This is a genomic window from Nocardia sp. NPDC101769 (genome assembly GCF_044766925.1).
Classification (GTDB): domain Bacteria; phylum Actinomycetota; class Actinomycetes; order Mycobacteriales; family Mycobacteriaceae; genus Nocardia.
In genome coordinates this window covers 14,046-34,735 of sequence record NZ_JBIWMX010000042.1, presented here as the reverse complement: position 1 = coordinate 34,735, position 20,690 = coordinate 14,046, and the positions used below count along the sequence as shown (strand labels likewise).

The window sequence follows — 20,690 nt, the reverse complement described above, 5'->3', positions numbered from 1 at the left end:
CGAGCACCGACTCAGCGCGACTTGACCGGCAGGATCGCCAGTGCGCCCAGGGCCGCGATCGCCGCGACGATCGGATAGAGCGCCCCGTAGCTCCCGAAGGCGGTGACGATCGCGGCGGCGGTCATCGGGGCGATGACGTTCGGGAGGGTGGCGGCGATATTGAGGATGCCGAGATCGGTTGCGGCACTGTCCTCCCGGGGCAGCACCTGGGTGACCAGGGCCTGATCGACGGCGAGGAAGGTGCCGAATCCTATGGTGAGCACGACGATCGAGCAGATCATGCCGCCCCGGGTCGGGGAGATGACCGGGATCAGGGCCGAACCGGCGATGATCAGGCCGCCGACGAGGACGATCGGCTTGCGGCGGCCGATGCGGTCGGAGAGCGGTCCGGAGATGCTGATGGCGAGCAGGAAGCCGGGCAGGCTCGAAATACTGAGCACCGGGGCCAGATGCGTGGCGTCGTGGACGCTGAGTCCGATGTAGTCCTCGAGGATGTAGAGCTGGTAGGTCAGCACCATGTAGTAGCCGCCGCAGATGAGAAAGCGGCCGAGGAAGACCCATGAGAAATCGGGGTGCTGAACCGGATTGATCCACAACGATCGCAGAAACGAACCGATGGAGAATTCGGGCCTGCTCACACCTCGATTGTCGCGATCGGGATTGAGAACGAGAAAGGCCACCGCGATCACCAGCAGGGCGATCGCCGCCACCACATAACCGAGCGGGATCCGAGTCGCGAAACTTGCGCCGAACGCGGGCGCGAGAATGCCGGCGGTAATGGTGCCGAGGCCGGCGAGTGCGGAATACCGGCCGCGGCGGTCCACGGGTACGCGGTCGGGCTGTATGGCCGTCAGTGGCCCCTGGAACGCATTGAAGCCGACGTGCGAAGCGATCGCGGCGACCAGCAGCATCGCCACCGACCCGGAGGAGCCGGCGGCGACCAGGCCCACACAGCCGACCAGCGCGCCCACCATCATCCAGGGCGTCCGGGCTCCCCACCGGGTTCGGGTGCGATCGGAGAAGAGGCCGATGAGCGGCTGGGCCACCATCGACGCGGCGGCGATCGCGGCATGGACCATCGCGAGCTTCTCGACCTTGTTCAGGGGGTCGAAGCCCTGCACCTGCAGTGCCGCGAAGTAACCCACGATGCCGTAGGAGAACTGCGGGACGGCGCTGGCCATCGGCACGGTCGCGAACAGGCGGCGCAACCCCGGCGACTTCGGCTCCTCCTCGACAGCGTGCAGTGACGGGGTTGCCGTGGCGGGAGACGTGCTCCCGGCGGCGGAGGGCAGTGAAGTCATCGAAGTCCTTGTATCTGGGGACGATTGACAGGCTATGACATTAGTGCCATGGAGTCTGTCACTCAACTAGTGGAATACTAAGAACTTCCGAAGGGAGTGCTGTCGGATCGGCGCTCTTGCTCGACGATCGGGCAACTGTGGAGACCGGCAATTCCGCGTCATTGCGGAGGGTTCTCGTGGGTATTTTTGATGCAATTCCAAAGAATTGCATAGTATATTGCTGGAAATGATGGGCCGTGCCCCTGTCCGTGCGGGTCACGGCCTTTTTATATGGTTTTCGGCAGTCGTGCGAGTCTGGTTGGAAAACCTGGATGCGAATAATCCGAAAACCCGGTATTCGACTGTTCGGTGATCCACTCTTCGTCAGTAGCGCGCGCGACGCCCCGGGGCTGGAGCCCCGAGGGCGTCGGCGCATCCGGATCAGCGTCCGTCCGGCACGGCCGCGCCGCCGAGCTGGGCCATGACCTGCTCGGGGGTGGCTCCGAATCGGGCTGCCTGCGCGAGCATTTCGGCAGGCGGGGTGAACAGGATCATGCTCGGGGTGTAGGTCCCGTCGATGCGCGCCAGCAGATATCGCGCCGCGCCCGACACGTATTCCCCGTTGGACTGCGCGGCCGCGTCGATGGCCGCGCGGTGCGGACCGATCTGCGCATCGGAGAGAGCCGTCAGCGCCGAGAGCGCCTCGAGTCGGACCGGCCGTGGCTGTGCGGCATCCAGGTACCCGGCCAGGCGGGTGACCGCATCGGCATCCTCGGCGTAGCGGGCCAGGGTCTCCAGGCTCGGGATCATGACGAACGGATCGGTCTCGCTCGCAACGAGAGTCGGCAACCGAGACACGATCGTCTCGTCGATCGCAGCTGCGACGAGAATGCCGATGGCCGCCCAGCGGCGCACAGTGGCATCGGGATCATCGAGCGCGGTGACGAATACCTCCGCGCTGCCCGGGCGTTGTTCCGTGACCGCGTCGGCGATGTCGAGCACCCGCTCGAGCGGATAGGCACCGGGTGCGCGGCTGGCGTCGTAGCCCTCGTGCGGTGAGCCTTCGGGCAGAAACCCATTGTCGTGGACCGCGAGCAGGTGTGTGCGCAACGCCGTCGCGAGCCGATTCTCCACTCCGGCATACTGCGGGTCACCGGCAAGATTCCGCACCTGATCCGGATCGGTCTCGGTGTCGTACAACTCGATACCCGGTTTCGCCTTCCAGAAGGCGGATTGGACGGCGTTGAGCCGTCCCGCGAGATGCTCTGTCTCCCAGGACTGATAGCCGGCAGCGATCCACGCGAACGGCTGATGCTGGCCGTACGGCCGATGCGGGTGATAGTTGCGGATGTAGCGGTACCGCTCGTCGCGGACGCTGCGGATGAGGTCGTACCGTTCGTCCATCCGGCCGCGGCCTCCGAATGCGAGCGACGTGTACGGGTCGAACTCGGTGCGCGCCAGGCTGTTTCCGCGCATGTGCGCGGGCAGCTGGGCGCCGGCCAGGTCGATCACGGTGGCGGCGATGCGGTCGGTGGTGACGGCCGCGCTCACGCGAGTGCCCGGGGCCGGGAAGAGTCCCTCGAAGCGCACGGGCGCCCCGATGATGAGCGGGACCTGCAGTCCTTCGTCGTAGCAGAAGCGTTTCGACCGCGGATTGACGCCGCCGTGATCGGAGGTGTGGAGGACGATGGTCGAATCGGTGAGTCCGTCCTCGTCCAGCTGGGCGATCAGGTCACCGACGAACGCGTCCATGGCGTCGATGTAGTCGTAGTAGCGGGCGATATCGCTCCTGATCTCCGGGGTGTCCGGAAGATAGGCGGGCACGCGCACATACTCCGGGTCTACGCGGGCGGGTTCGGTCCGACGGAACACCGCGCTCTCGTGCGTGCCGTCGAAATTGAACACCGCCAGGAACGGTGTACCGGGCGCGCGGTTGCGCCAGTGCGCGGTGCGGGACGACTCGTCCCAGATCGCATCCGGATCGACGTCGGAGTTGTAGTCGGTCTTCGCGCTGTTCGTGCAGTAATAGCCCTGCTCGCGCAGGATTTCCGGATAGGTGCGCAGCCAGGACGGCATCGGCGCGGTGGCGCGCATGTGGTTGGCCGGTGCGTGGCTTTCCGGGCGCAGGCCGGTCAGCATGGCGAACCGGGAGGGGGCGCAGACCGGGCTGACACTGAAGGCGTGTTCGAACACCACGCCCTCGCGGGCCAGCCGGTCGAGGTTCGGGGTCCGGGCCAGTTCGTCTCCGTAGCAGCCGAATCGCGGTGGGCAGTCTTCGCTGACGATCCAGAGGATGTTGGGCCGGTCGTCGAGTGGCATGGGGTCCTTCCGGGGGAGCAGGATCCGCAGATGGAGAGCGGGCGCGGAATCCCTCTCGACTATGCCACAAGTGGCATAATAATTGCCGCTATCCCGGGATGTCATGCCCGGTCACGGCGCGGTCGGCGTCGCGACAGTGGTCCGTGGGTCGGCTCGTTGACCGTGGCGAGCGGTGGTGCCATAGTGTGCGTATTCGACTAGTGGAATGCATAGGGCGTCCGGTCCGAAAGAGGGAGTCCGATGAAGTTGGAGCTGCTGTTGCTCGGCATCCTCGGCATTCGGCCATCTACCGGATATGTCCTGAAGAAGTACTTCGATGAACACGGACGCTTCCTGCGTCCGAATACCCAGATGAGTCAGGTGTATCGGGCCCTGGCCAAGATGACCGAGCAGGGGTGGGTGCGCTACGAGGTGGATCCGCGACCTGGGCCGCAGGACGCCAAGACGTATTACGTGACGCCCGAGGGTATGACGGTCTTCCTGGATTGGCTGACAAGTCCCTATACGCCGCCGCCGATACCCACGGGATCGGAGTTCCATTCGCGCATAAGCTTTTCGGGATACCTGTCCGAGGAGCAGATTCTCAAGCTCGTCGATGTCGAGCTGGCTGCCCGGCATGCGCAGGTCGCGCGGTTCCGCCACCGGGACCGAAGCCTCGAGCACACCTCGGCCTTCCCCTTCGACCACGAGCTGGCGACCGCGATCGGAAATCGCCTGCACGAGTTCGGGAGCACGGAAATGGACCGCTACATCGAGTGGCTCGAACGTCTGCGGGCGGACCTGCTGAACGGCCGGGTCCGCTCCGGCGGCGAACCGCCTGCGCTGCACAGCGTTCGGTAAACGCCACTGGGGTGACCGGGTGTGGCGCACTGGCGACAATGATGCTCGGACGAGCCGGCGCCGCGTCGCGCGGCCGGACGCAGGGATCGACGATTGCGCGATCCGACTGCGTCCGGGCGCGCTCGGATCAGGGGCCGACCTGTTGGGTGGAGCGGGACAGATCGACTGCGGCCAGTTTCGCCTGCGACCACTGGACGTATTCGAACAGCGTTCCGTCGGGGTTGCGCACCATCATGTTTCGTCCAGTCGGAATGTCGGCCGGTGGCGTGACCAGGGTGGCGCCCCGGGCGAGCAGGCTCGTCTGCCATTCCTCGAGCGAATCCACCGAGATCACCATGTCCTGCCTGGGGGCGGACGCGAGTGCCTCGGCCGGGCCGCCGATCAGTACCACCGGCCCGATGGTCGCGATATCGAGATCTCCCGCCTCGAAACGGAAGTGCAGATCGCAGGCGATGCCGAGGGCCAGCTCGTAGTAGTCGAGGGTCGGTGCGAAACGCTCGCTCTCTACTCGAACCGGGGTGTATGACTTGACGATTCTCATTGTCCGCCTGACTATTTCGCCTCGGGAAAGCCGTATTCGTGCCAATTCGCGAGCACCCGCCGCTGGATCTCGGCAGGCCAGCCGTTCTCGAAACTGCCCTTGATCGGCCGTTTGCCGATCGGATAGAGGTCGGCAAGCAGGCAGTTGTAGATGACCTTGCCCGCGCTGAAACCTTGCTGTTCCTCGGGTGAGAGATAGATCCCGAGCGGATCGGTGAGCTTGCGTTCGAAATGGAATTCGCCGCGGTTCACGTCAGGGTGCGAGCGGGTGGCGAACGCCCACACCACCTGATCCAATTCGGTGATATCGATATCGTCTTCGACCAGCAGGATCTTGGGGGCGTGCACCGCGGCGGGCCCGCCGAGCACCACCTCGGCGACCTTGTCGGCCAGTTCGTGCGACGCGAGCCCCGTCGTCTCGTGCCAGTCCTGACGCACCGCCAGAGTCAGCCAGTGCACGGCGGCCTCGAAGTTGTACCAGGCCGACGAGATCGGTAGCTCGGCCTCGCGTAGCAGGTGCAGGATTTCACCTGCGGCCGCCGTGCCGGTGATAGTGTCGTCCTCCTCGACCGGCGGACCGGCCGCGACCACCGGCAGAATCGCGTTGTCCCGGTATGTGATCGCGGAGACCTCGAAGCGGGCTTTGAGCGAGCTCCCGACCGCGTTGTAGCCCGGGTATTCGTTGAAGGGGCCTTCCTCGACATCGTCGTCGAGCAGGACGTGGCCCTCGATCACGATCTCGGCGGTGGCCGGGACCGTCAAGTCGACCGTCTCGGCAGCCACGACCTCGATGCCCTCGCCGAAAAGTGCTCCCAGGTAGTGGCTTTCATCGATACCCTGGGGTAGCGGCATTCCGCTGACCACCGGCAGGCCCGGCTCGACTCCGAGGGCGACGGCGATCGGCATCGGCTTGCCCGCCTCGGTCCACATCGCCCGGATGATGCCGATCTGCTGCGACTTCGGCAGCAGGCAGGCAAGAGTTCGCTTGTCGTGCACCATCATTCGATTGACGGACCAATTCGTCCAGGATCCGTCGGGCGTCTTGACGATATTGGCACCGAAGGTCTGGATGTAGCGGCCGCCATCATTGCCGTGGATCCACGGCGTCGGGAAGGTGAATAGGTCGATGTCGTCGCCTCGCATGACGTTTTGCTTGCACGGCGCACTGTCGGCGGCGACCACCGTCGGGGGGATGCCGGGCTTGGTGCGCGCGTCGGCGAGGGCGTCGACGATCTGTTGACCTGTGGCGTCGGCCGGGAGTCCGATCGACAGTGCGAGTCGGGCCAGCCGGTGCCGTGGCGAGCTCAGTGCCGCGGGCGCGCCGAACAGCCGGAAACCACTGTCGGCGTAACCGGTCAGATTCGTGAAAAGCGGTGCCGGAGCACGTAAGTCGTAGCTGCGTCGAATGATCGCGCCGACCTCGAGATTCCAGTCCACCTCCTTGTCGATGGTCAGTACCTCGCCTATCTGCTCCAGTTGAGCGATGAATTCGCGCAGACTTCTCGCGTGGGTCACGGGGTTTCCTGTTCTACTCGCCCCAATGGGGCAGGTCGGGGACGTCGATGTCGAGAAGGTCCAGCGCACGGCCGGCGGAGTGGTCGATGATGTCCTGCACGCTGTGCGTCCCGGACCATCAGCACCAGGCGTCGCCGCTCCTGCACCGTCACATCGGCGGCGCGTGTGAGCAGGTTGTCGCCATTGGTGTAGGCGATGGCCGACAGCGGGCGGATCGAGCGCGGCGCCGCGATCATTCCAGCGGTGCGGAATGACCCGGACGCGAGGGCGGCGCCGATATCGGCGGGCCGATACGAAACATCGGCCATGTTCGCGAGATCTTGTGCGCTCACGTCGGTTTCGTACGCGCGGGTCTGCCGACCCGCGGGCGTCACGACCAGATAGGTCTCCACCCCGGGCTTGCGGGCCAGTCCAGCACCCGCATCCCATGGGCGATGCCCGTGGCGCCACTGATTCCCACGACCAGTCGGCGTGGCTTCACCTCGTCGTCGATAGCACCTTCCGGCCTCCGAATCATCGAATTCGACCGGCAGTCAGAGTGTTTCGCCAGACGAACAGCTCGAAGACTAGCGACGTAGAAGATATGGACGTAAGGACGATTGACGCCAGTGGCGTAACCGATTACGACAGAGGCCGGTCAACCTTCCAGCGACACCTCCGTGGCCCGGGCGGCCACCAGGCCATGCGCGGACCAGTTCCTGCTGCCGGTCCCGGTCAGCACAGGCGACAGCACGCTTGTCACCGCGCGCTCCTGGCGATGCACGCGCTGGAGTGGGATCCAGATTCGGGGTGATGTCTCGCTGATATCCGTATGCGCCCGTGTGATCGGCCCGCAGGGTGTCGACGTCGACATAGATGATTTTTCATTGGCGGTCCCTTCCGGCGTCCGCGCCGGCTCTGTGGCATGCATTCCAATAGTTGAGTACGATTGACTATGACACTTGTGACATAATGAGTCGATGAAACCGCAGGCAGGACTCCGACGGCCGTGACCAGAGTCCGAAAGGTGAAAGAGCCCGATGAATCCAGCCGATCACGCCCACGGTGGCTCTCGGCCGACCTGCTGCCCGCCGTCGCGTTCGAGCTCGGACAGCCCGCCGGAGGCGTTCGTCCCGGCGGTCACGCGTGGGCGATTGGACACCACCGGCATGATCGCGCTGCCGGGCGGGGAATTCCTGATGGGCACCGCCGACGCGGTCGGCTATCCGGGCGATGGTGAAGGCCCGGTGCGGCCCGTCCGGCTGTCCCCGTTCCTGATCGACGCGTGCGCTGTGACCAATGACGAATTCGCCGAGTTCATCACGGACACCGGCTACCGCACCGACGCCGACCGGCTCGGCTGGTCCTATGTCTTCGCCGGGTTCCTGCCCGCCGCGCTGCGCCGCGACGCCCCGCGCCCGGAGCGCACCCCGTGGTGGTGCGGCGTGAGCGGCGCGCAATGGGATCGGCCCGAAGGCCCCGGCAGCGATCTGGACGGCCGCGGCCGCCATCCGGTCGTCCACGTGTCCTGGAACGACGCGCACGCCTACGCCACCTGGGCGGGCAAGCGGCTGCCCACCGAAGCGGAGTGGGAGTACGCCGCTCGCGGCGGCCTGGCCGGAGCCCGCTACCCCTGGGGCGACGACCTCGACCCCGGTGGCGAATACCGGTGCAATATCTGGCGCGGCAGCTTCCCGGCCAAGAACACCGCCGCCGACGGCTACCGCGGCACCGCGCCGGTAGATGCCTTCGAGCCCAATGGATTCAGGCTCTACAACACCTGCGGCAACGTGTGGGAGTGGTGCGCCGACTGGTGGACCACCGGCCAACGGCCCGGCCTCACCATCGACCCGTCCGGCCCGAACACCGGAGACAGCAAGGTGATTCGCGGCGGCTCGCACATGTGCCACGACTCCTATTGCTTCCGCTATCGGGTCGCGGCCCGCTCGGCCAATACCCCTGACAGCTCCACCGGCCATGCCGGATTCCGTTGCGTGGCAAGCCCGGACGCGACGGCCGAAACGCTGCCGCACCGTCTTCTCCCGTTACACCCTGCAGACCAGGAGACTGCCTGTGAAAGCCATCATGGTGATGTTCGACAGCCTGAACCGGCGCATGCTGCCGCCGTACGGGTGTGATTGGACGCACGCGCCCAACTTCGCCCGGCTCGCCGAACGTGCCGTCACTTTCGACAACGCCTGGGCCGGGTCCATGCCGTGCATGCCCGCCCGCCGCGAGATCCACACCGGCCGCTACAACTTCCTGCACCGGAGCTGGGGTCCGCTGGAGCCGTTCGACGATTCCATGCCGGAACTGTTGAAGCAGAACGGGGTTCATACCCATCTGGCCAGCGATCATCCGCACTACTGGGAGGACGGCGGCGCGACCTACCACGGCCGCTACAGCACGTGGGAGTTCTTCCGCGGGCAGGAGGGCGATCCGTGGAAGGGGCAGGTCGCACCCCCGGAGATGCCGGCCGAGGATCTGAAGACCATGCGGATGCCGGCCTATCTGCAGGACTGGGTGAATCGCAGTCACATGCCGACCGAGGCGGAGCATTCGCAGACACTGACCTTCGACGCCGGTCTCGAGTTCATCCGCACCAATGCCGCCGCCGACCGCTGGTTCGTGCAGATCGAGACCTTCGATCCGCACGAGCCGTTCTTCAGCCACAAGAACTACAAGGACCTCTACCCGCACGACTACGACGGCCCGCACTTCGACTGGCCCGACTACAAGCGCGTCACCGAGACCGAAGACGAGGCGCAGCACGCTCGGTACGAATACGCGGCGCTGTTGTCGATGTGCGATCACTCGCTGGGCCGGGTGCTCGACATGATGGACGAGCTGAACCTGTGGGACGACACCATGCTGATCGTCAACACCGACCACGGCTTCCTGCTCGGCGAACGCGGCTGGTGGGGAAAGTCGGTGCAGCCCTGGTACAACGAGCTGGTGCACCTGCCGTTGTTCGCGTGGGATCCGCGCACCCGGGCCGCGGGGGAACGGCGGCAGGCGCTGGTGCAGACCATCGATCTGGCTCCCACTCTGCTCGACTTCTTCGGCGTCCGGATCCCCGCCGACACGCAGGGTGCGCCATTGCCGGTCGCCGCGGATACCGAGATCCGCGCCGGCGCGCTGTTCGGAATGTTCGGTGGCCACGTCAATGTCACCGATGGCCGCTATGTGTACATGCGTGCGAATTCGACACCGGATAACCTTCCGCTGCAGGAACATACGTTGATGCCCACACACATGCGCTGGCGCTTCTCGCCCGCCGAGCTGGCCGATCTGGAGCTGGCCGAGCCATTCGGGTTCACCAAGGGCGTTCGCACCCTGCGCATGTCCGGACACAGTCTGGTCAACTCGTATATGCACGGCACACTCCTGTTCGACCTGTCGGCCGATCCGCAACAGCTGAACCCCTTGGCGGACGACGAGATCGAACTGCGCATGGCGCAGCTCATGGTCGACCTGATGCGTGCCAATGAGGCGCCGCCGAGCCAGTTCCAGCGCCTCGGCCTGCCCGAGCACGGGCCGGTCGGGCCCGAGCATCTGCTGGCGCGCGCCCAGCGTGACCAAGCCCTGATCGCTATGGAGCAGCTGCCCCCGCGCGACGAATTCCCCGCGGGCAGGCTGTCCCTGGATTCGCCGCTGTATGTGCTCATGTCGGATCCGGCGGCGCTCGAGCTGGTGCGCAAGCACCTGCCCGCCCTCGCCGAATCGGAGTTTCTGCAGATGCTCGGGCCGCTGTCGCTGTACAACTTCGCCGCCATGGCGGCCGGTATCGCCTCGGTGGAGACGCTGCGCAATTTTGCCGCGGACCTCGCGACCGTCTGATCGACGCCGCACACTGGACGTGGTGGGCTGCTTCCGGCAGCCCACCACGGATCAGCGAGCGGCATTCTCAGTACATGCCAGCTGAACCGCAAAGCTTCTGACTCGACCGCCAACGCGGCGCGCCCGGTCTTTGAGCGTGTAGCCGAGATGCTCCGCAAGAGCCTGTTGACGTGTTCGTGAAAGGTCTTACGGGGTGGTCTGTTTCGTTGGTGAGTTTCCTCACGGCCGCCGGTTCGTTGTTGGGGGACACAGATTTACAGCCGGACATCCGGATGCCATCCGGGTGTCACCGCCGTGGCACCGTTCACGGCTGAAATGGTTCTCGCACTCGGTGCCGGTCGACGAGCCTCCAATCGTCCGGTGTCCGCATTCGACGCGAATCCTCCGTTCATGCCTCGCGTCGGCCACGGGAACCCGCGGACACCTCTGGCGCCGGGTGCACCCCTCGTCGCGCGCCTGGAGGTTCCGATGTTCGAATCGTGTTGTTCCCCTCACGAATCGGCCCATGTGCTGAGGTCGCGCTATGGACTCCCGGTGGAGATGTACGCCGACCGCCCGCTGCTCACCGTCGGCGCCGCGGTCGAGGCGCTGGCGCTGCCCGAATCACTGGGCGGCCGGGTCCGCCTGCGGCTGTCCTGGCTGCCGTCCACGCCCGTGGTCGCCGACCCCCGCGACCGCTTCTGGACCTTCCTTGTCGCACCGCCCCTCCCGTATCGCCCCGTACCTCAGCGACTTCGAACCTTCTTGCAGGAGAACGGCGTAACCATGCCGGACCGCGGCAGCCACATCATGCTGCCGACCTCCGACCATGATCCGGGTTGGCACTGGGCGAGCGAGCCGGAGCGGGGCCGGCTCGGATTGCCGCACCGAGCAGTGGTGCTTGGGGCCGTCCGGCTGTCAATCCTCCAGGGACCCGACCGCGTCCCGGCTTGAACGCCGGACACAGCAGGCGTGAGAGAGTCGCTAACAGTAAGCCCGTATGCGCATCGAGGTGCACTCAGCAGCCGCGGCATGCCGATGATCTGCCGATATCTGTGCTCTGGATCCCGATGTCAGCGGCATACGCACCAATGTGGTGCTAGCCGGGGATGTAAGCAGCCGAGGAGTCGGGGTAGGCGCGCCACGCCCATGACAGCGAGTCCAGCAGATTGCGTTTGAGCGTTCGCGCATCCCGAGTGTCGCCGGGACGTTGAACAAGGGCCTCGCGAATCATCTGCACGAACCGCCAGCGGGTGACGCCGAAGGCGACGAGTAGCTCGCCGGCGCTGGCGCCGCCTGACGGGGCCCGTCGGATGGCGAACTCGACCACGGATCTCGCGTCCGTGTCGAGCGATTTGTTCGCCGCCAGAAACTCGCAGTATGTCATCGACGAACGAACCCATCCCGGGTCGTGGGTGGTGTGTGTCGCGGGGGAAGTCACCGGCTGTGGGCTGTTCGGGTCATTCGCGGGCGGGGTGGTGCCGTGCGGGAGCCGGGGATCGGTGGAGTCGATGACGAAAACCGGGAACCGGTCCTCGGGCGGGTCGGGTTCGTATCGGACACGGATCGGCTGGTCGGACGGTGGTGGGAGCTCGCCGTCGATCGTGGAGTAGATCCAGGGGCCGTCGTCGAGTTCGACGATGGCGACCGTCGACTGCTCCCAGGTCCCGGTGTTCGATGGGTGGTGCGCCACTTTCCAGGACACGATCGACCCGGTGCCGGAGGAGGGTACCCAGTCCAGAGTGGTGGATCGGCACGATGAGCAGGTATTGGTCATCGGCGCGACCAGCGTCGCACAGTTGGTGCAACGCCGGATCATCAAGGTCGCACCGCCGTGGCGCCCGGAGGGGTCGTTGATGTGTTGTGGGTTCTCCGGCTTGTGGTCGAACATCGGAATCCTCGCCAGTTCTTGCCTGCGCTGTCACTGTCGAGCCTGCGTCACAGACGGCCCTACCCGCGACGGCAGAACTACCCATGACATACCTATTTTTGCCGCCCCCGACCAATAGAGGCATCGGTCGACAAGGGCCGGGAGGCACAAATCCGTCCGACACGACGCGGCGCGTCTGCAGGATAGGAGCCGCAGGCATTCACCTTCTGGAAGGGTCCGCTGCGTGCATGGCCGACTCGGCTGGATGGGGTGCGGTTCAGCGCCTGAGCGCAGACAGTGCCGCGGCGACCTCGCGGATAGTGGATTTCAGGTGGTCGCGGTGCCGATCGCTCGAATGTGGTCAGGGGCCCACAGGTGTCGCAGCTCGGCCCAGTCGGGCGAGGGGGCCGCCTCGCGGCGGGTTTGTCAGGCCGTCCAGGACGAGGTCCAGGCAGCGCAGGTGTAGTTCGATCATGCGCACGGCGCGTGAGCCGGCCGTCGCAACCGGCGAGCACGGCTCGGGCGCGGAATGAGAACCGACCCCGGTCACCCTCGAGCTCGGCGGCAAGAATCCGGTCGTCATCGAAGCGGCCGCCGACCATGGCTGCGCGGGGCGTGGCCGCGGCGCGCCTGGTGGACTCGCGTCAGGTCTGCCTGTGTCCGGACTACGTGTTCGTCCATGAGTCGCGGGTGGACGGGTTCGTCGCCGACGTGCTCGGCGAGTGGCGGCGGATGCTGCCGACGATCACGGCAAATGGGCTTCGATCTCCTGTTCGATCCGGCTTCTCATGCGCAAGCCTTATTCGGTACCGGGCAGACAGAGCGGGGGATGCGGCCGAGCCTCGGCCGAATCGAATGGCTGTGCCGGAGTGCCGGGAAGACCCCACGGGCAGGACTCGCGTGAATGACCGATTCGACAGAGCGATGCCGCCGGGTGAAGGGGGGAGTTTGACCCGGCGACATCGACATCGTCGGCGGCCGACAGCAGTTCAAGCTGCAACTGGCCACCATCTCGTGGGCCAACGCTGCTTGGGGGTATGCAGGTCGGCCCAGACCGAACCCTACGGGTGCCCCCCGCGTTGAGCAAGTTAGCCAAGATGATTGAAACCTGCTGGCCCGCAACGTGGCACAGCACATGCTCGATGCAACGTCAGCGGTGATCGAGCCAGCGCCGCAGTACAGCATTGAAATCGTCGAGCGCCGGTCGAGAGCGACGAAGCTGTGCACGGTCCAAACGAGGGCCCGCCTGTCACAAGATCACGTACCACACGGTTCGTAAGTGTCGCCTGCATGTCCGCCTGTGATTGAGTGTTGGAGTGGGAGACGAACTTTCAGCCTTCGACAGTCGTCGCGACACTGGTGCGAGTCGTAAGCGCCCCGTGAGCCTGGGCGGCCGCATTGACAATCTCGGCACCTATCGATTCTTATGCCCTACGGTTGGTTGCCGATGGTTTCGCGACGAGAACACCACCCAGAGCAATCCGCGTTGGCGGGAGCTGGTCGAGGCCGCGATCGACGACCACCTCGCTGCCAGCCATCCTCATTGGGTCCATTCAGAATACAACTAGATCGAACGCTTTGATATGCGGACTATGCGCGACGTATGTCGAGCAACGTGAGCTGTACCAGGCGAGAAGTGGTGTATTGCACAGCATTTCGGCTCGCCATTGCCAGGGGGACCTGGGTCGTGGATCGCGCGAAATGTGAACTTGACTAGGGTGGGCACGATGACCTTCAAGCCAGATTTGTGGAATGTCGTCCCGGGATTCGAGAACCTCACCGATATCACGTACCACCGGCACGTCGAGCAGGGCACGGTACGGATCGCCTTCGATCGCCCCGAGGTACGCAATGCCTTCCGGCCGCACACTGTCGACGAGTTGTATCGCGCTCTCGACCATGCCCGTATGAGCCCCGACGTCGGTGCGGTGCTGCTCACCGGGAACGGCCCCAGTCCCAGGGACGGCGGCTGGGCCTTCTGCTCCGGCGGCGATCAGCGCATCCGCGGGCGCAGCGGCTACCAGTACGCCTCGGGCGACACCGCCGACACCGTGGATGTGGCGCGCGCCGGGCGACTGCACATTCTCGAGGTGCAGCGGCTCATCCGTTTCATGCCCAAGGTGGTCATCGCGCTGGTCAACGGCTGGGCGGCGGGCGGCGGGCACAGCCTGCACGTCACCTGCGACCTCACCCTGGCCTCGCGCGAGCACGCGCGGTTCAAGCAGACCGACGCCGACGTGGGCAGCTTCGACGCCGGATACGGCAGTGCCTACCTCGCGAAGATGGTGGGCCAGAAGTTCGCTCGCGAGATCTTCTTCCTGGGGCGGCCCTACACCGCGCAGGAAATGCACCAGATGGGTGCGGTCAACGCGGTCGTGGATCACGAGCAGCTCGAGGACGTCGCACTGGAGTGGACCGCCGAGATTCTCGGCAAGTCGCCGCAGGCCATCCGGATGCTGAAGTACGCGTTCAATCTCACCGACGACGGACTGGTCGGCCAGCAACTCTTCGCCGGTGAAGCGACCCGCCTGGCCTACATGACCGACGAAGCGGTCGAGGGCCGCGACGCCTTCCTCGACAAGCGCGAGCCCGACTGGAAACCCTACCCCTGGTACTTCTGAACTGACCTGCGCTATTGCGGATTTCGCCATGCTGTCCGGTCGGACCCACCTCTGGACAGAGTGTGCTCGGGCCGCGACAGTAGGCCGAAAGCACGGTTACGCTACGACAATGCCGTACGTCAGTACCGATGGGGCTCGCATCTTCTACACCGACTCTGGTGGTCGCAGCAGCTCAGTCGTTGTGTTGAGCCATGGATTCTTCATGGACCTGTCGATGTTCGCACCGCAGGTGGAGTATCTGGAAGCGAAGGGCTTTCGGGTGCTGTGCTGGGATGCCCGGGGGCACGGTGGCACTGCTACAGAGCCGCATCGGTCTTTCAGCTATTGGGATTCGGCGCGCGACCTGCTGGCCGTGATGGACGCGGCCGGCGTGGACTGCGCAGTTCTGGGGGGAATGTCGCAGGGCGGTTACACGGCTTTACGCGCCGCGCTGCTCGCACCGGAGCGCGTGGAGGCACTGATCCTGCTCGACACGGAGGCCGGTGACTCGTCCGACGAGCAGAAGGCCGAGTATCGCGAGCTGTTCGACGCCTGGACGAATCCTGAAGTGCCACTTGCAAGTCTGGCAGACGGTTTGGCGCCACAGCTGATCGGCGGCACGGCGGCCGATCAGGGGCCGTGGCGCGCTAAATGGGCGGCCAGTGACCGTTCAGCGATCGTTCAGGCGGCCGCCTGCTTGACCGAACGGGAGTCTCTCCTTGACCGGTTGGGTGAGATCACCTGTCCCGCAATGGTTTTACGCGGCGAATTCGACGCCTCGAGCACTGCCGACAAGTCCGGTGCGTTGGCTGCCGGACTGACCGGGTCCGGTCCCGTGATGACGATTCCCGGTGCCGGCCACGCAGCCAATTGGACGGCCCCAGGTCTGGTCAACGATGCGATCGGCGGATTCCTCAGTCGGTTGGCGAACTCGGCGGCCCGCTGAACGACTGGCGTATGCCGATGAACCACTGAAACGGTGCATCTACGCTGGGCACATCGGTAATCCGGACCCGCACACTGTAGGGCTCTCCGGTAGCCGGGTCACGCAGGTGCATCAAGGGCTGGTGGCGTTCGAAGTCGACGCGCTCGGCTCGATACATTGCCCGGAAGGCCGCGCATGAGCTGAGCCTGCCGAGCAGATCCAGAGCCCACTGTGGATTCTGGTACCTGCCCATGTGCCATCTGAACCAGTTCACGGTCAGCCGGGCTTCGTCCTCCCATTCGATCATTACGTTGTGCGACTCCGGGACCAGGAAGAACCAGACCAGAATGTTCTCCACTTCCGATAGCCGTGGATACGCGCGGTCGTAGGCTTGGTTGGCCCACAACACATTCCATCGCTCATCGATATACCCCGACAGATGTGGAGCCAGGCCGTCGGCAGCAGCGCGTAGATCATCGGAGATCAGTTCACGCATCCTGGCGACCGGCATTGGTGTGTGGGTACGCGGGCCCGGAGTCTTAGGTGCAGCGAGATTGTGCATGTGCTGCCGTTCGGCGGGCGTCAGCCCCAGTGCGCGGGCAATCGCGTCCACCACTTCGGGACTTGGTGAGGTCTTCTCGCGCTGCTCGATCTGAGCTATGTAGCTGGCGCTCACGTCACAGAGACCGGCCAGTGCCGGACGGCTGAAGCCGCGGGGATGGTCCGGGTGCCTCGGAGTCGTGCGGTGGGTTCGGACGAAGTCGGCGAGGTTGGGGGCCAGCAACTGGTCAATCTCGGTTTCCCCCAGTGCAGTGTAGCCAGCGTTCACGGCGAGCACGATACTCCCCGGGAAGCGATACAGCCCGAATGAGTTTGAGCCCATGCACACCGGAAAACCAAGTAGGAGAGTGGGTCCCGCATATTTCGAATCGACCACTGGCCAGTGGTACCTCTGACCAGCGTGCGCCCGGCGTCTTTACCACCGCGATCCAGGCATGTTCTTATTTCCCTCGCACCGGCTCCTCGGACACCAACCTCAGAGTCGGTGAGTAGTTATTCGGCTCCGCGTATATCGGAAGCGCCCTGAATGGTGCGGAGCCCGACAGTTTCCCTGCCTCGCAGGAGGAGGACGGGGACCCCGCTGCCAGGGCTGCGCGAAGGGGGCGCAGCCCTCGCAGAAGGGCGTGCACAGGGATTGGTAAGAGATGTCCACGGTTTTGCCGTGTCCGGCGTGGTGCGTAGAGCACGACGACCCGGATCCGTTCGCACCCGGCGATGGCGGTCACCATTGTGGCCGGGAGCGGCCAGTGCTGGTCGAGATATCGGCGCGGTCCGGGCTTCCAGTGTTGTTCGTGCAGTTGAACGCTCACGACTGTCATGGGCTGCGATACAGCTGGATCGATTTGGTTGCGCCGAGCCGCGTCTATTCCGAAATGACCGCGGCACAGGCTCGGCAGCTTGCCGAAGCTCTCGTAGCCGGCGGTGATTTATGGGATTCCCGAATTCTGGCCGATGGCCTTATGCAGGCCCATCCCTGCCCTCCGTGGTGTAGACAGCACGACGAGGCGATGGACCCAAGGGCCGAACAGTGGCACAGCAGTCGGCCGTGGACGGTGCCGGTGATAGGGCCGCAACTGTCCGGTAGCAGAGTCCGAGTACAGTTGTGCGCCAAAGACACTCGCTTCGATCGCCGACTGGCTGTGGGCCTGACGGTGCGCGAAGGCGAAACAACGGAGCTGACCGGCCCTGAGGCCCGCCGCATAGCGGCAGCGCTGCTGAATGCCGCCGATGACCTCGACAGCACCCTTTAGCCCGGATCTTCAAAAATCGTACCCCCACGGAGGTGCGCCTCACTGCCTGTGTCCGACGGTTCGGCGCCGGACTCGGTTCCTTTTCGCGGATAGCGGCTGCATAGCGGCCGCGTGGCTGCCATGCTGCACTCGACACGAAGGGGGAGGGCGATGTCTGACAGCACAGTCGGTACCGACGGGCTGCTGCGCTACCGGGTCTGGATCCTGGTCGAAAGGGCCGACGGTGACGACTCGATCTCGTTCAACGCCTATGGTCCGGTGCTGCCGCGGATCGGAGAGCGGTTGGAAATCAATGGCGTGATCGGCGAGGACCTCTCGATACTCGTCACCGCTATCGACCACGACTGGTTCTTCTCCGGCGAGGACACAGACTCGCTGCCGGTGACGGTGGTCGGGGAGATCATGAACCACCACGGCCAAAAACTGGCGAATCGGCTGGTGAACGAGACAGGCGCATTGAAAGCCTGGTTGAGCCAGTTTCCTCTGCTCGAACCGGTCGAGGACGCGCCCGAGCCGTAGCCCCCCAACTTTGCATGTGACTTGCATGTAGGCACCGCTGGTGCGGCGTCGATGAGCTGTTCGACGAAAACCCGTCGGTGCTCGGTGTTCACGCATCGAATCGTACTGTGGCTCAACGACACTGGGCCGGATAAATGGCATCCGAGCTGATCTTCCGTGTTAGGTTCGACCAGTGGACGGGAGGGAAACCGCTAGACCCGGGCGAATGCCGCTGTACTGGAATTCCTCGATATGGCGGCGATTGTGGGATGTGTACCTGGTCGGGGGATGCGCGAACGCCGTTCTGGTGGTAATCCTGCTCGATCGCTACAGTCCGGGTAATCGCCTCGGTGCGGCCGCGGCCATGGCCGGCATAGCCGCGTGGTATTTCGCATTCGGACATAGCTTCCTGGAGGCCCGTGCCTTCGGTCCGCGTGCCTGGCTGTTCTCCGGCGGGCTAATCGGGCTGTACGTTCTGGGGCTGTATTTCGCGCCGGGAGCTGTCGCGGTGCAGCCCATGGTTTATCCGCTTCTATTCATGACACTGCCGCTGACCGGTGCGGTCACCATGGCGCTGCTGGTGAACGTGCTGCCGATCATTCTCGGCCTGATCACTTACGGCCTGCATTCGCCGCTGCTGCCGGTAGCCATTGCCATCTCATTGGTGGCGTTCGTCATGAGCCCGATCATCGGCGTATCGATGGTGTGGATCGGCACCCAGAGCGGTGAACAGGCAGCGCTGCTCGACGAACTCGCGGCGAGCCGCGAAGAGGTAGCGAGATTGTCCCGTGAGGCTGGCACGGCCGCCGAGCGTGCCCGGCTGGCGCGAGAGATTCACGATACGTTGGCTCAGGGTTTCGCCAGCATCGTGGCTTTGGCCCAGATCATCGAATTTGCCCTGGAACCAGAAACCTCCGGGCGACCGCCGGCGGAGTCCGAGCTCGCGACCGCCCGACGGCAGAGCAACCTGATCCGCAGCACGGCGCAAGAGAATCTGAGGGAGGCAAGGGCCATGGTCACCGAACTCACGCCGACCGCGTTGGTCCGTGGTTCGCTGGTGGAATCCATTCGACGCCACTGCGACCGGCTCACCGACGAAACCGAGATCACGGTAACCGTCACGGCCACACCGGAGTTGCCGGAGTTGCCCACTGCAGTCGAGGTGGTATTGCTGCGGGCAACTCAAGAGGCATTGGCGAATATCCGCAAGCACGCCAACGCCACCGATGTGCGAGTCGAATTGTCCTATGCCGCCGAGGTCATTCGACTTGCGGTGACGGACAATGGAATCGGCTTCGATCCCGAGCGGGACCACGATGGTTACGGATTGTCCGGGATGCGGGAGCGGGTGGCTCAGATCGGTGGGTCGGTGGTCATAGCGAGCCGGCCGGGGGCGGGCAGCTCAGTACGTTTGGAGGTGCCCGCGTGATCACTGTCATGTTGGTGGACGACCATCCCATGGTCCGAGAGGGCTTGCGCAGCATGCTCGACACCGATGCCGATATATCCGTCGTAGCGGAGGCCGGCTCGGGTGAAGAGGCACTGGCATCGATCGAAACGGTGCGGCCCGACGTGGTGCTGATGGACCTGCGCATGCCCGGTCTCGACGGAGCCACCACTACCGAGCGGATTCGGGTACTGCTTCCCAGTGCCAAGATCGTCGTAGTGACCACCTATGAGACCGATTCCGACATTCTGCGGGCAGTGGAATCAGGGGCCGTGGGCTACCTGCTGAAGGGTGCGACGCGTGCCGAGTTGACTCAGGCGGTGCGGTCGGCCGCCCGAGGCGAGACGGTGCTGGCTCCGTCCGTCGCGGGCCGCTTGTTCCAGCATGCGCGCAAACCTATTCAGGCGACGCTGTCCTCCCGTGAGCTGGAGGTGCTCACCTGCGTGGCCCGCGGCATGACGAATCTGGAGATCGGGAGTTTTCTGCACATCAGCGAGGCGACCGTCAAAACCCATCTGTCCCGGGCCTTCGCCAAGCTGGATGTCTCCGACCGCACCGCGGCCGTCACGACTGCGATCATGCGGGGGCTGCTGACCGAAGTCCACCCCAGGCCACGGTCAACGGACGCTTGAGCGTGGGCGCGCCTCGCTGGACCATTCGCCGGTCTCCCGAGAGCAGTGAGACGACGAGCATGTCGACCGTGCTCTTGCGGGCGACCGCGTCCACCAGCGTAGGCAGCCCGAAGCGCCGGTAGCGGCGAGTTCCGCCATCGCCCAGCACGATCAGATCCGCATTGGTCTCGGCGGCTGCCGAGACCAATGCTTTGTCCGGGGTGGACGCGATCGCGCAGCGCGTGACGCTACGCCCCGTCAGGGCCGCCGCCCGCTCGCCCGCCTGGCGCACCAGTTCCTCGGCCGGGGAGCCGCCGTGGATGAGGTAGGCGTCCCGCTTGAGGATGTCGTCCAGAATCGTAGGATGCCGGCTGCCGAGGTAGCCGGTGACGAGGACCAGCCGCGCATCGTTTTCGGACGCGATCAGGGCGGCGGTGTCGACCGCCAGGTCCGACGCGGCAGACCCATTGACTCCGACGACGATTGTCCGGTAATGCTTCAAAACCGCTGTCATACATCAATGTTCGCGGCCACTCGCTATCCGCCACGACGTCCATGCGGCTGAATTCGGCTGTCGGCCGAACGGCCGACAGCCTGTCCGTCGCGAGCGGCCGCAGGGCCATCGGGACTTGAGCA

General features: G+C 65.0%; 18 protein-coding genes. 10 read left to right on the top strand and 8 right to left on the bottom strand.

The features are described 5' to 3' along the window. Positions 1–11: 11 nt before the first annotated feature. Together ACIRRA_RS40200 and ACIRRA_RS40195 are read right to left on the bottom strand one after the other, a co-directional pair. Positions 12–1,301, bottom strand: a complete 1,290-nt coding sequence (locus ACIRRA_RS40200; RefSeq protein WP_402779688.1) for an MFS transporter — start codon at positions 1,299–1,301, stop codon at positions 12–14. A gap of 420 nt (positions 1,302–1,721) precedes the next feature. Then, entirely contained in the window at positions 1,722–3,599 is a 1,878-nt protein-coding gene (locus ACIRRA_RS40195; RefSeq protein WP_402779686.1) for a sulfatase-like hydrolase/transferase, read from the bottom strand. 240 nt (positions 3,600–3,839) lie between these two features. On the opposite strand from ACIRRA_RS40195, the gene ACIRRA_RS40190 reads away from it, so the two are divergent. Continuing rightward, positions 3,840–4,439 (top strand): PadR family transcriptional regulator, encoded by a 600-nt coding sequence (locus ACIRRA_RS40190; RefSeq protein ID WP_402779684.1) that lies wholly within the window; start codon positions 3,840–3,842, stop codon positions 4,437–4,439. Positions 4,440–4,566: 127 nt separating this feature from the next. Here the strand turns inward: ACIRRA_RS40190 and ACIRRA_RS40185 are convergent, their stop codons facing one another. Genes ACIRRA_RS40185 through ACIRRA_RS40175 form a run of 3 tightly spaced genes read right to left on the bottom strand, consistent with a single transcriptional unit; the run spans position 4,567 to position 6,868 of the window. Beyond that, a complete protein-coding gene (locus tag ACIRRA_RS40185) occupies positions 4,567–4,980 on the bottom strand; it encodes a VOC family protein (RefSeq protein ID WP_402779682.1) in 414 nt (137 codons plus the stop codon). An 11-nt stretch (positions 4,981–4,991) separates the two neighbouring features. Next, positions 4,992–6,494, bottom strand: a complete 1,503-nt coding sequence (locus tag ACIRRA_RS40180; RefSeq protein ID WP_402779680.1) for a UbiD family decarboxylase — start codon at positions 6,492–6,494, stop codon at positions 4,992–4,994. After that, positions 6,491–6,868, bottom strand: a complete 378-nt coding sequence (locus ACIRRA_RS40175) for a flavoprotein (protein WP_402779718.1) — start codon at positions 6,866–6,868, stop codon at positions 6,491–6,493. The genes ACIRRA_RS40180 and ACIRRA_RS40175 overlap by 4 nt, the downstream gene beginning before the upstream one ends. 645 nt (positions 6,869–7,513) lie before the next feature. Between ACIRRA_RS40175 and ACIRRA_RS40170 the strand changes: the two genes are divergently transcribed. From ACIRRA_RS40170 to ACIRRA_RS40160, 3 genes are all read left to right on the top strand, one after another. Continuing rightward, positions 7,514–8,611 (top strand): formylglycine-generating enzyme family protein, encoded by a 1,098-nt coding sequence (locus ACIRRA_RS40170; RefSeq protein WP_402779678.1) that lies wholly within the window; start codon positions 7,514–7,516, stop codon positions 8,609–8,611. Continuing rightward, positions 8,547–10,313, top strand: a complete 1,767-nt coding sequence (locus tag ACIRRA_RS40165) for a sulfatase-like hydrolase/transferase (protein ID WP_402779676.1) — start codon at positions 8,547–8,549, stop codon at positions 10,311–10,313. The genes ACIRRA_RS40170 and ACIRRA_RS40165 overlap by 65 nt, the downstream gene beginning before the upstream one ends. Before the next feature lie 534 nt (positions 10,314–10,847). Next, positions 10,848–11,246 (top strand): hypothetical protein, encoded by a 399-nt coding sequence (locus tag ACIRRA_RS40160; RefSeq protein ID WP_402779674.1) that lies wholly within the window; start codon positions 10,848–10,850, stop codon positions 11,244–11,246. 145 nt (positions 11,247–11,391) lie between these two features. Here ACIRRA_RS40160 and ACIRRA_RS40155 read toward each other — a convergent pair whose 3' ends face one another. Then, positions 11,392–12,183 carry a Zn-ribbon domain-containing OB-fold protein gene (locus tag ACIRRA_RS40155; protein WP_402779672.1) on the bottom strand — a complete coding sequence of 264 codons (792 nt, stop codon included), beginning with the start codon at positions 12,181–12,183 and terminating at the stop codon, positions 11,392–11,394. A 1,706-nt stretch (positions 12,184–13,889) separates the two neighbouring features. Between ACIRRA_RS40155 and ACIRRA_RS40150 the strand changes: the two genes are divergently transcribed. Further along, positions 13,890–14,783 (top strand): 1,4-dihydroxy-2-naphthoyl-CoA synthase, encoded by an 894-nt coding sequence (locus tag ACIRRA_RS40150; RefSeq protein ID WP_402779670.1) that lies wholly within the window; start codon positions 13,890–13,892, stop codon positions 14,781–14,783. A gap of 109 nt (positions 14,784–14,892) precedes the next feature. Then, positions 14,893–15,708, top strand: coding sequence for an alpha/beta fold hydrolase (locus tag ACIRRA_RS40145; RefSeq protein WP_402779668.1), 816 nt, complete (start codon positions 14,893–14,895; stop codon positions 15,706–15,708). Here ACIRRA_RS40145 and ACIRRA_RS40140 read toward each other — a convergent pair. After that, on the bottom strand, positions 15,677–16,516 hold the full coding sequence (locus tag ACIRRA_RS40140) for a helix-turn-helix domain-containing protein (RefSeq protein ID WP_402779666.1): 840 nt from the start codon (positions 16,514–16,516) through the stop codon (positions 15,677–15,679). The genes ACIRRA_RS40145 and ACIRRA_RS40140 overlap by 32 nt on opposite strands. A gap of 376 nt (positions 16,517–16,892) precedes the next feature. Here ACIRRA_RS40140 and ACIRRA_RS40135 point away from each other — a divergent pair, with 376 nt between their 5' ends. The 4 genes from ACIRRA_RS40135 to ACIRRA_RS40120 all read left to right on the top strand — a co-directional run bounded on the left by ACIRRA_RS40135 (position 16,893) and on the right by ACIRRA_RS40120 (position 20,075). Beyond that, entirely contained in the window at positions 16,893–17,498 is a 606-nt protein-coding gene (locus ACIRRA_RS40135) for a DUF6907 domain-containing protein (RefSeq protein ID WP_402779664.1), read from the top strand. A gap of 111 nt (positions 17,499–17,609) precedes the next feature. Further along, positions 17,610–18,017 (top strand): hypothetical protein, encoded by a 408-nt coding sequence (locus tag ACIRRA_RS40130; RefSeq protein WP_402779662.1) that lies wholly within the window; start codon positions 17,610–17,612, stop codon positions 18,015–18,017. A 205-nt stretch (positions 18,018–18,222) separates the two neighbouring features. Then, complete coding sequence (locus tag ACIRRA_RS40125; RefSeq protein ID WP_402779660.1) at positions 18,223–19,425, top strand: sensor histidine kinase; 1,203 nt, start codon at positions 18,223–18,225, stop codon at positions 19,423–19,425. Next, positions 19,422–20,075 carry a response regulator gene (locus ACIRRA_RS40120; RefSeq protein ID WP_402779658.1) on the top strand — a complete coding sequence of 218 codons (654 nt, stop codon included), beginning with the start codon at positions 19,422–19,424 and terminating at the stop codon, positions 20,073–20,075. Before ACIRRA_RS40125 ends, ACIRRA_RS40120 begins: the two co-directional genes overlap by 4 nt. Here ACIRRA_RS40120 and ACIRRA_RS40115 read toward each other — a convergent pair. Next, entirely contained in the window at positions 20,020–20,568 is a 549-nt protein-coding gene (locus ACIRRA_RS40115) for a universal stress protein (RefSeq protein ID WP_402779656.1), read from the bottom strand. The two genes, ACIRRA_RS40120 and ACIRRA_RS40115, sit on opposite strands and share 56 nt — an antisense overlap. Positions 20,569–20,690: the final 122 nt, after the last annotated feature.